General features: G+C 64.3%; 5 protein-coding genes and 3 pseudogenes. 1 reads left to right on the forward strand and 7 read right to left on the reverse strand.

Going from position 1 to position 8,236, the window contains the following annotated elements; translation table 11 throughout:
- Nucleotides 1-24 precede the first annotated feature (24 nt).
- Nucleotides 25-813: an enoyl-CoA hydratase/isomerase family protein gene (locus W823_RS55880; RefSeq protein ID WP_023963884.1), complete on the reverse strand. Its 789-nt coding sequence runs from the start codon at nt 811-813 to the stop codon at nt 25-27.
- A gap of 46 nt (nt 814-859) precedes the next feature.
- Between W823_RS55880 and ligD the strand changes: the two genes are divergently transcribed.
- Nucleotides 860-1,825 (forward strand): non-homologous end-joining DNA ligase, encoded by a 966-nt coding sequence (gene ligD, locus W823_RS55885; RefSeq protein WP_023963886.1) that lies wholly within the window; start codon nt 860-862, stop codon nt 1,823-1,825.
- A gap of 243 nt (nt 1,826-2,068) precedes the next feature.
- On the opposite strand, the gene W823_RS55890 is transcribed toward ligD, so the two are convergent.
- The 6 genes and pseudogenes from W823_RS55890 to ctaD form a co-directional block, all read right to left on the reverse strand.
- Nucleotides 2,069-2,878: an NUDIX hydrolase gene (locus tag W823_RS55890; protein WP_023963888.1), complete on the reverse strand. Its 810-nt coding sequence runs from the start codon at nt 2,876-2,878 to the stop codon at nt 2,069-2,071.
- Entirely contained in the window at nt 2,875-3,705 is an 831-nt protein-coding gene (locus W823_RS55895) for an ABC transporter ATP-binding protein (protein WP_023963890.1), read from the reverse strand. The genes W823_RS55890 and W823_RS55895 overlap by 4 nt, the downstream gene beginning before the upstream one ends.
- Nucleotides 3,706-3,795: 90 nt before the next feature.
- Nucleotides 3,796-4,238 (reverse strand): annotated as a pseudogene (locus tag W823_RS55900) (cupin domain-containing protein).
- A 49-nt stretch (nt 4,239-4,287) separates the two neighbouring features.
- On the reverse strand, nt 4,288-5,043 hold the full coding sequence (locus W823_RS55905) for an aminoacyl-tRNA hydrolase (protein WP_023963892.1): 756 nt from the start codon (nt 5,041-5,043) through the stop codon (nt 4,288-4,290).
- A pseudogene (gene serB / locus W823_RS55910) lies at nt 5,043-6,286 on the reverse strand (phosphoserine phosphatase SerB). The gene W823_RS55905 and the pseudogene serB overlap by 1 nt, the downstream one beginning before the upstream one ends.
- Nucleotides 6,287-6,300: 14 nt before the next feature.
- Nucleotides 6,301-8,069, reverse strand: a pseudogene (gene ctaD, locus W823_RS55915) (cytochrome c oxidase subunit I).
- Between the last annotated feature and the right edge of the window lie 167 nt (nt 8,070-8,236).

Genomic DNA, 8,236 nt, shown 5'->3' on the forward strand with positions numbered 1-8,236 from the left:
CCACAACTACTTTCGGATCGATACTCATTTACCTGTGAACTCTGCTTTGCCCGGGCCGTTCTCGACAAACGACGCCATGCCGATCGCACGGTCGTCGGTGGAGAACAACGCGGCGAACAGATGCTCCTCGATCTTGAGGCCGGTGCGCAGGTCGACGTCGAGACCTTGGTCGATGGCCGCCTTGGCTGCGGCAAGCGCCACGCTGGCCGCGCCGGAGAACTTCGACGCCCACCGAAGCGCCGCGTTGTAGACCTCGTCCGGAGCGACGACCTCGTCGACGAGCCCGATCTGCAGGGCTTCGGCGGCGCCGACGAATCGACCCGTGAACACCATGTCCTTGGCCTTGGCGGGCCCGATCAGCCGTGCCAGGCGCTGGGTGCCCCCACCACCCGGGATGACGCCGAGAAGGATCTCAGGGACGCCGAGCTTCGCATTGTCGCCGGCGATCCGGCGATCGGCACCGAGCGCAACTTCCAGCCCGCCGCCGAGGGCGTACCCCGTGATGGCCGCAACGGTCGGCTTGGGGATGGCGGCGATGGAACTCAGACCGTCTTGCAACTGGCCGGCGACCTTACGCATCTCGGCGTAGGTCATATCGTTCATCTCTTTGATGTCGGCCCCTGCGGCAAGCACTTTCGGTCCGCCATAGACAACAACCGATTTGATGTCGTCACGGTGGGTGGCTTCGCGGGCGGCGTCGGCCAATTCACTCTGCACCTGCCGGCTCAGAGCGTTCATCGGAGGGCGGTTGAGAAGAATCGTGCCGACCCCGGGGAACTCGTCGGACGTCTGCAATGTGACGAACTCAGGCATGTATCGGAGGCTACCGGGTGTCCGGTCCATCCCCTACTGTCGGGGGATGGCAGCTAGCTCGCACGGCGAGCCGATCGAGATCTCCGTGGGCGACCGCGTCGTGCGCGTATCGAGTCCTGAACGGGTGTACTTCCCTGCCCGGGGCGAGACCAAGCTGGATCTGGTCAACTACTACCTCGCCGTCGGTGACGGAATCGTTCGCGCACTGCTCGACAGGCCGTGCATGTTGCATCGGTATCCCAAGGGGGTTGCCGGACAGAAGGTGCATCAGAAGCGCATCCCGTCCGGAGCGCCTCCCTGGCTGGAGACGGTGAACATCTACTTCCCCAGATTCGGCCGGACCGCCGACGAGGTGTGCGTCACCGAATTGGGCAGTGTCATCTGGGCGGTGCAGATGTCGACCGTCGAGTTCCACCCGTGGAACTCGCGTCGTTTCGACACCGAGAAGCCCGACGAATGGCGCATCGACCTCGACCCGATGCCCGACTGCCCGTTCGACCGGGTGCGCCGCAGTGCACACGTTGCCCATGAGGTACTCGATGAGTTGGGCATGACGGGCTATCCGAAGACATCCGGCGGCTCGGGCCTGCACATCTACGTTCGGATCGAGCCCGAGTGGGGTTTCGCCGACGTCCGCCGCGCGGCGCATGCCTTTGCCCGGGAGGTGGAACGCCGAGCCCCTGACGACGTGACCACCACCTGGTGGCGCAAGGACCGCGACCCCGCCGCGGTGTTCGTCGACTACAACCAGAACACCCGCGACCACACGATCGCGAGCGCCTACTCGGTTCGGGGCAACCCGGAGGGAACGGTGTCGACCCCGATCCGCTGGGACGAGATCGACGATGTGGAACCGAAGGTATTCACGATCGCGACGGTTCCGGCCCGGTTCGCCGAACTCGGTGACCTGCATTCGGCGATCGACGACCACGCCTACCGGCTGGACACACTCCTCGAATGGGCCGACCGCGACGAGCGTGAGGGTGCCGCACCGCCGCCCGAGCCCGAGTAACTCCGCCGACCGGGCCCAAACTCCCGTCCACCGGGCCCAAACTCCCGTCCACCGGGCCCAAACTCCCGTCGACTGGGCCGAAACCGCCGGCCACCAGCCTCTTGCCGCGAGCGATCAGCGACGAACCCGTTGCTCACAGAGGCCAATTCTGCGTATTCGGCCCGGTCGACGGCGATTTCGGCATGGTCGACGGCGATTTCGGCACGTTCGACGGCGGTTTCGGCCCGGTCGACGACGGTCGATTCAGGCCAGGTCCGTCCGGTAGCGGCGGTAGTCGGATTCCCCGTCGAACCGGACACGCATCCGCTCGCCGGTGGACACGACCTCAGGGAGGATCATCTCGATCTCGCGTTCGGCCGCGAGCAGGTCGGCAAGACTGCCGTAGGAGCTGATCTCCTTGAGTTGAGTCCAGGTGGGCGGCAACAGGAAGTGTTTCCCGTCGTCCCAGGCCTCGAGCGCCGCCCGAGGCGTCGCCCACGCTGTCTCTGCGGCCTCGGTGGTCTCACCGTCTGCCTGTTGGCCTTCGGGCAGAGCAGCGAGGAAGAACCGGGTGTCGTAGCGACGGCTCTCCCCGATCGGCGTGATCCAGTGCGCGAGCGGACGCAACAGGTCCGCGCGCAACGACAGGTCGTGCTCACGGAGGAACTGGGCGAACGACAACGATTTGTCGACAAGAGCTGCCCGCTCGGCGGTGAGGGCAGAGCTGTCGGGGAACGTGCCATCCGGGCGTGCGGCGAGCAGCACACCGCATTCCTCGAACAGCTCACGTACGGCCGCGCACACCAGGGCCTGTGCGGTGGCCGCATCGGTGTTGAAGCGCTCCGCCCACCAGTGCTCGTCGGGCCCGATCCAGGCGAGATCAGCCTCGGCGTCGCGGCGGTCGACGCCGCCACCCGGGAACACGGTCATCCCGCCGGCAAACGCCATCTGCTTGACCCGCCGCATCAGGAAGACCTCGATGGGCTGCTCATCGACCCCGCCCCGGACGAGCACCACGGTTGCCGCATCGCGCACCGGGACCGATTCGGGATCCGGCGTCTGTGTCGAGCTCATTCGGCACGCCGCCGATGGCCACCCGCGCGACGTGCCCGCCGAGCGAAGAAACGACCGCCGGTGTTGGTCAGCACGATCGACTGGCTGAAGGCACTCGAAAGGTTCTCCGACGTGACCACATCCTCGATCAGGCCTTGGGAGACCACCGCACCCTCCTTCAGGAGCATCGCGTGTGTGAACCCGTTCGGGATCTCTTCCACGTGATGTGTCACCAGAACGATCGCAGGGGCGTCGGGATCGGCCGCGAGGACCTCGAGTCGCGCAACCAATTCTTCGCGCCCGCCCAGGTCGAGCCCCGCGGCCGGTTCATCGAGAAGGAGCAGCTCGGGATTGATCATCAGGGCACGCGCGACCAGAACCCGTTTGCGCTCGCCCTCGGACAACGTGCCGAAGGTGCGGTCGGCGAGGTGTTCGGCACCCATCGATTCGAGGGTTTCCAGGGCCTGTTCGCGGTCGACCTCGTCGTACTCCTCTTTCCATCGGCCGAGCACCGAGTAGCCGGCGGAGATGACGAGGTCACTCACCCTTTCGTCATCGGGGATGCGTTCGCCGAGCAACGCTGACGTGACGCCGATACGAGTGGTGAGCTCTCTCATCTCGGTGCGACCGACCTGCTCACCCAGCAGGAACGCGCTTCCACTGCTCGGATGGGTCTGTGCGGCGGCCATGCGCATCAGCGAGGTCTTCCCGGCCCCGTTGGGACCGAGGATCACCCACCGTTCGTCCAGTTCCACCTTCCAGGTGATCGGCCCCACCAAGGTGTTGCCGGAGCGTCGCAGGGCGACATCCTCGAAGTCGATCAGCAGGTCCGGATCCGTTTCACGCACCCCCCTATCGTGCCGCACCGGGACACGAAGGCGGCGCAGGCGGGCCGAACACGTCCGGCACTTTGCCGACCGGGTCTGTGGTCCCCGAGGTCAGTGCATGGTGAAGTCGGCAAAGTCGAAGCCGGGCACGACAAACAACTGACCAGCGACGGTTCGTCTCCATGCGGCTGGGCACGCTGCCATTCGCCAGGCGCGACGATGTATTGCGGGCGATGACCGGCGGTGATGTCGGCGCCGACCAGCACGGTTCGTTCACCGGCAGGCTCAGGTCCGTCACCACCGAGACCGAGGGCCACCGGAGCCCCGCGGTGATACAGCCAGATCTCAGCACTGCGCACGGTGTGCCACGCGGATTGCTGCCCCGGCAACAGCAGGAACAAAATTGCCGTCCCGGCCGCTCGCTCAGCCGGATACCCCGGTGGCAGAACATCTTTCGGGATGGTCAGATCGCTCACCCAGGTCTGCCGGTAGAACCCGCCTTCAGGATGCGGTTCCAGTTGCAGTTGGGCGGCCCAGTCGGGGAGCTCGGTCATGGCGCCAGACTAATCGGCGGAGACGGAGCGCAGCGGAGCTCGACCAGAATCACCGAGAGCCCAGGCCGTCCTGCCCGATCTCGGCGATCACGGTCACCGAGCCCGGCGCGATCTCGGTGAAGCCGGCATCACGCACCGCAACCGCATGACCGGTGAGGTCGGCGTCGATCAGCCGGGTCCAGTCGGTCGGCGACGCGGTGCGCACTCGTACTGGGCATCCATCGGACCACCATCGCTCGGCCTCCTCCAACGACATCAACCGGACGACCAGCATCGCAGCGTGCCCGACCTGTGCGGCGAGCTTCCCGACCGTCATCTCGAGAGTCGGATTGACCCACAGCACCGGTCCGGTGCCCACGTCGGCATCGTCGCCGGGCACGTCGGTACCCCCGATCTGGAGGCGTCCGATCCGCCGATCGATGTCGCCGACCGGTCCGGGGACGATGGCCCGGGCCTCGGCCGAACCGCATCGCGCGGTGACCCCCGGGACTTCCTGTGCCGCACTCCAATGCGATCCACGCGCGCGGCGCGCGATCTTACGGATCCGCGCGTCGCACCACGCGTCCATCGGTTCCGACCACGGGCCGTCGCCGCCCGAGCGCGGATCGAGGCACAACGCCGCGACCGCGGAGGCCGCGGCGTTGAGTAGCTCGGTCCTGGGCGGAGGATCGGTCTTGGGGATGTGCAGCACCATCGGCATCGCCAGCACCTGACCCGGATCGACCGGATCCGAACCGCCACCGACGTATTCGGTCAGGCGCCGGTACCGCTGCACAAAAGTGTTGTCGGCGTCGGGCGCGACCATCAGTTCAGCGGCACCCGGCGCAACACACCGTCGACGCGTCCGCAGCCTCGATCTCGTCGCGTGTGACACCGAGGATGAAGAGGACGGCGTCCAGGAACGGGTGCGACAGCGCGGCGTCGGCAACTTCCTGCAACGCCGGTTTGGCATTGAAGGCGATCCCGAGGCCGGCGACTGTCAGCATGTCGATGTCGTTGGCCCCGTCACCGACCGCGATGGTCTGCTCCATCGGCACACCGACGCTGTCGGCAAACGCACGCAAGGCCTTCGCCTTCCCGGCCCGGTCGACGATTTCGCCTTTCACCCGGCCGGTGAGCTTGCCCTCGGATATCTCCAGCGTGTTCGCCTTCACGAAGTCGAGCTCGAGTTCGTGGGCCAGTGGCTCGATGACCTGCCGGAAGCCACCCGACACCACGCCGCAGTGGTAACCCATGCGGTGGAGGGTGCGGATGGTTGTCCGGGCACCGGGCGTGAGCTGCAGTTCCATCGCCACTTCGTCGAGCACCGACACGTCGAGACCTGCAAGTGCGGCCACGCGCTGGTGGAGAGACTCCGCGAAGTCGAGCTCACCTCGCATGGCAGCCTCTGTGACTGCGGCGACCTCTTGTTCGCGGCCTGCCCGGGCCGCGAGCATTTCGATGACCTCACCCTGGATCAGGGTGGAGTCGACGTCGAACACGATGAGGCGCTTGGCCCGCCGGGCCAGACCGCCTCGCTCGACGGCCACATCGATGCCGTACTTGCTGGCCACGGCGGCGAGTCCCTGACGCAACGCGGCATCGGCGGCGACGCTGTCCTTGTCGACGCTGATGAGTAGTTCGAGTCCGGTGACCGGATAGTCCGCGATTCCGCGAATGGAGTCGATGTTGCCGCCCTGGCGGGCGAGCTCGCCGGCAAGTGCGCTGAATCCCTTGGCGCTGACCGGGCTACCGAGGATCACCACAGCGTGGGTGGACAGCCTGCGGTCGCCGTTGACTGCTCCCACCTCGACCGTGACATCGATTCCGAGGGAATCCATGGCCTGCTCGATGACCTCTTGCAACTCTTCGCTGTCGCCGATGCAGCTCACCAGCACACCGAGGGTGAGGCGACCGCGGATCACCACCTGCTCGACGTCCAGGACGCTGACGTTGCGGGTGGACAGGGCTCCGAACAGTACCGACGTGACGCCTGGCTTGTCGTGACCGGTGACCGTGATCAGCACCGAGGTGCCGAGAGGCCTTGCTTCTTCCGAGCTTTGGCTGATGTTGTGTCCCACCGTCAGAACGAGTTGGGTTCGGTGGATGACTCGGTGCCACCGACCGTCAAGGGATCACGCTTGGTCTGTTCGGCTTTTTCGCTGGCGTGGCCGACGTGTGCTTCTTCACGCATCCGGTCGACCATGTGCGGGTAATGCAACTCGAACGCCGGACGCTCCGAACGGATCCGCGGCAACTCGGTGAAGTTGTGCCGCGGCGGCGGGCAACTGGTCGCCCACTCCAACGAGTTACCAAAGCCCCACGGATCATCCACCGTCACCACCTCGCCATACCGGTAGCTACGGAACACATTCCACAAGAACGGCAACGTCGACGCACCCAGAATGAACGCACCCACCGTCGACACGATGTTCAACGAGGTGAACCCATCGGTGGACAGATAATCGGCATACCGACGCGGCATACCCTCGTTACCCAACCAGTGCTGCACCAAGAACGTGGTGTGGAAACCGATCATCGTCAACCAGAAGTGGATCTTGCCCAAACGCTCATCAAGCATCCGGCCAGTCATCTTCGGGAACCAGAAATAGATACCGGCATACGTCGCGAACACGATCGTGCCGAACAACACGTAATGGAAGTGCGCCACCACGAAGTAACTGTCAGACAAGTGGAAATCCAACGGCGGGCTCGCCAGCAACACACCGGTCAGACCACCGAACAAGAACGTCACCAAAAAGCCCACCGAAACAGCATCGGCGTCTCGAACGTGATGTGACCCTTCCACATCGTCCCGATCCAGTTGAAGAACTTCACACCCGTCGGCACCGCGATAATGAACGTCATGAACGAGAAGAACGGCAACAGCACAGCCCCGGTGGCATACATGTGATGCGCCCACACCGCCACCGACAGAGCTGCAATCGCCAACGTGGCATAGACGAGTGTCGAGTAGCCGAAGATCGGTTTACGAGAGAAAACCGGGAAGATCTCCGACACGATCCCGAAGAACGGCAACGCAATGATGTACACCTCGGGATGACCGAAGAACCAGAACAAGTGCTGCCACAAAATCGCACCACCATTGGACGGGTCATACAGATGCGCCCCGAACTGCCGATCAACCTCCAACCCCATCAACGCCGCCGTCAACAACGGGAACGCCAGCAGGATCAGCACACTCGTCACCAAAATGTTCCAAGTGAAAATCGGCATCCGGAACATCGTCATACCCGGCGCACGCAAACACACCACCGTCGTGATCATGTTCACCGCACCCAAAATCGTGCCCAGACCCGACACACCCAGACCCAAAATCCACATATCCGCACCCGGACCCGGCGAATGCACCGCATCAGTCAACGGCGTATACGCAGTCCAACCGAAGTCAGCCGCACCACCCGGAGTGATGAACCCGGCAATCGCCACCGTCGAACCGAACACGAACAACCAAAAACTGAACGCATTCAACCGCGGGAACGCCACATCGGGCGCACCGATCTGCAACGGCAACACCACGTTGGCAAACCCGATCACAATCGGCGTCGCATACATCAGCAACATCACCGTGCCATGCATGGTGAACAACTGGTTGTACTGCTCAGTCGACAAGAACTGCAGACCAGGAGCCGTCAACTCCGTACGCATCAGCAACGCCATCAAGCCACCGATGAGGAAAAACGCAAAACACGCAACCAAATACATGATGCCCAGCATCTTGTGATCGGTCGTCGTCAACATCTTGTAGATGAACGAACCCTTGGCACCCGTGCGCTCGGGATAAGGCCGAACCGGAGCCACCTGAGTGGTGGGCTGGTCTACCGCGGTCACTGATCCTCCTGTGGCCGATCTGCTCATCTGTGTGTTGGGCAGCATGACGTGAAACTCAGCTGATCGTAAACCCTCACGCCCTCATCAGCCGAGCCGGTCCTACGAACTGTCGTAGCGCGTCGTCACCAGCCGGCTCGGAAGACCGCACACACCACCGCGGCGGCACT

It is taken from the genome of Williamsia sp. D3 (assembly GCF_000506245.1).
GTDB classification, from domain to species: Bacteria; Actinomycetota; Actinomycetes; order Mycobacteriales; family Mycobacteriaceae; genus Williamsia; species Williamsia muralis.

Coding starts and splice junctions, on each gene's coding strand:
- W823_RS55880 (WP_023963884.1), bottom strand. CDS start 813: ATGCCTGAGTTCGTCACATTGCAGACGTCCGACGAGTTCCCCGGGGTC.
- ligD (WP_023963886.1), top strand. CDS start 860: ATGGCAGCTAGCTCGCACGGCGAGCCGATCGAGATCTCCGTGGGCGAC.
- W823_RS55890 (WP_023963888.1), bottom strand. CDS start 2,878: ATGAGCTCGACACAGACGCCGGATCCCGAATCGGTCCCGGTGCGCGAT.
- W823_RS55905 (WP_023963892.1), bottom strand. CDS start 5,043: ATGGTCGCGCCCGACGCCGACAACACTTTTGTGCAGCGGTACCGGCGC.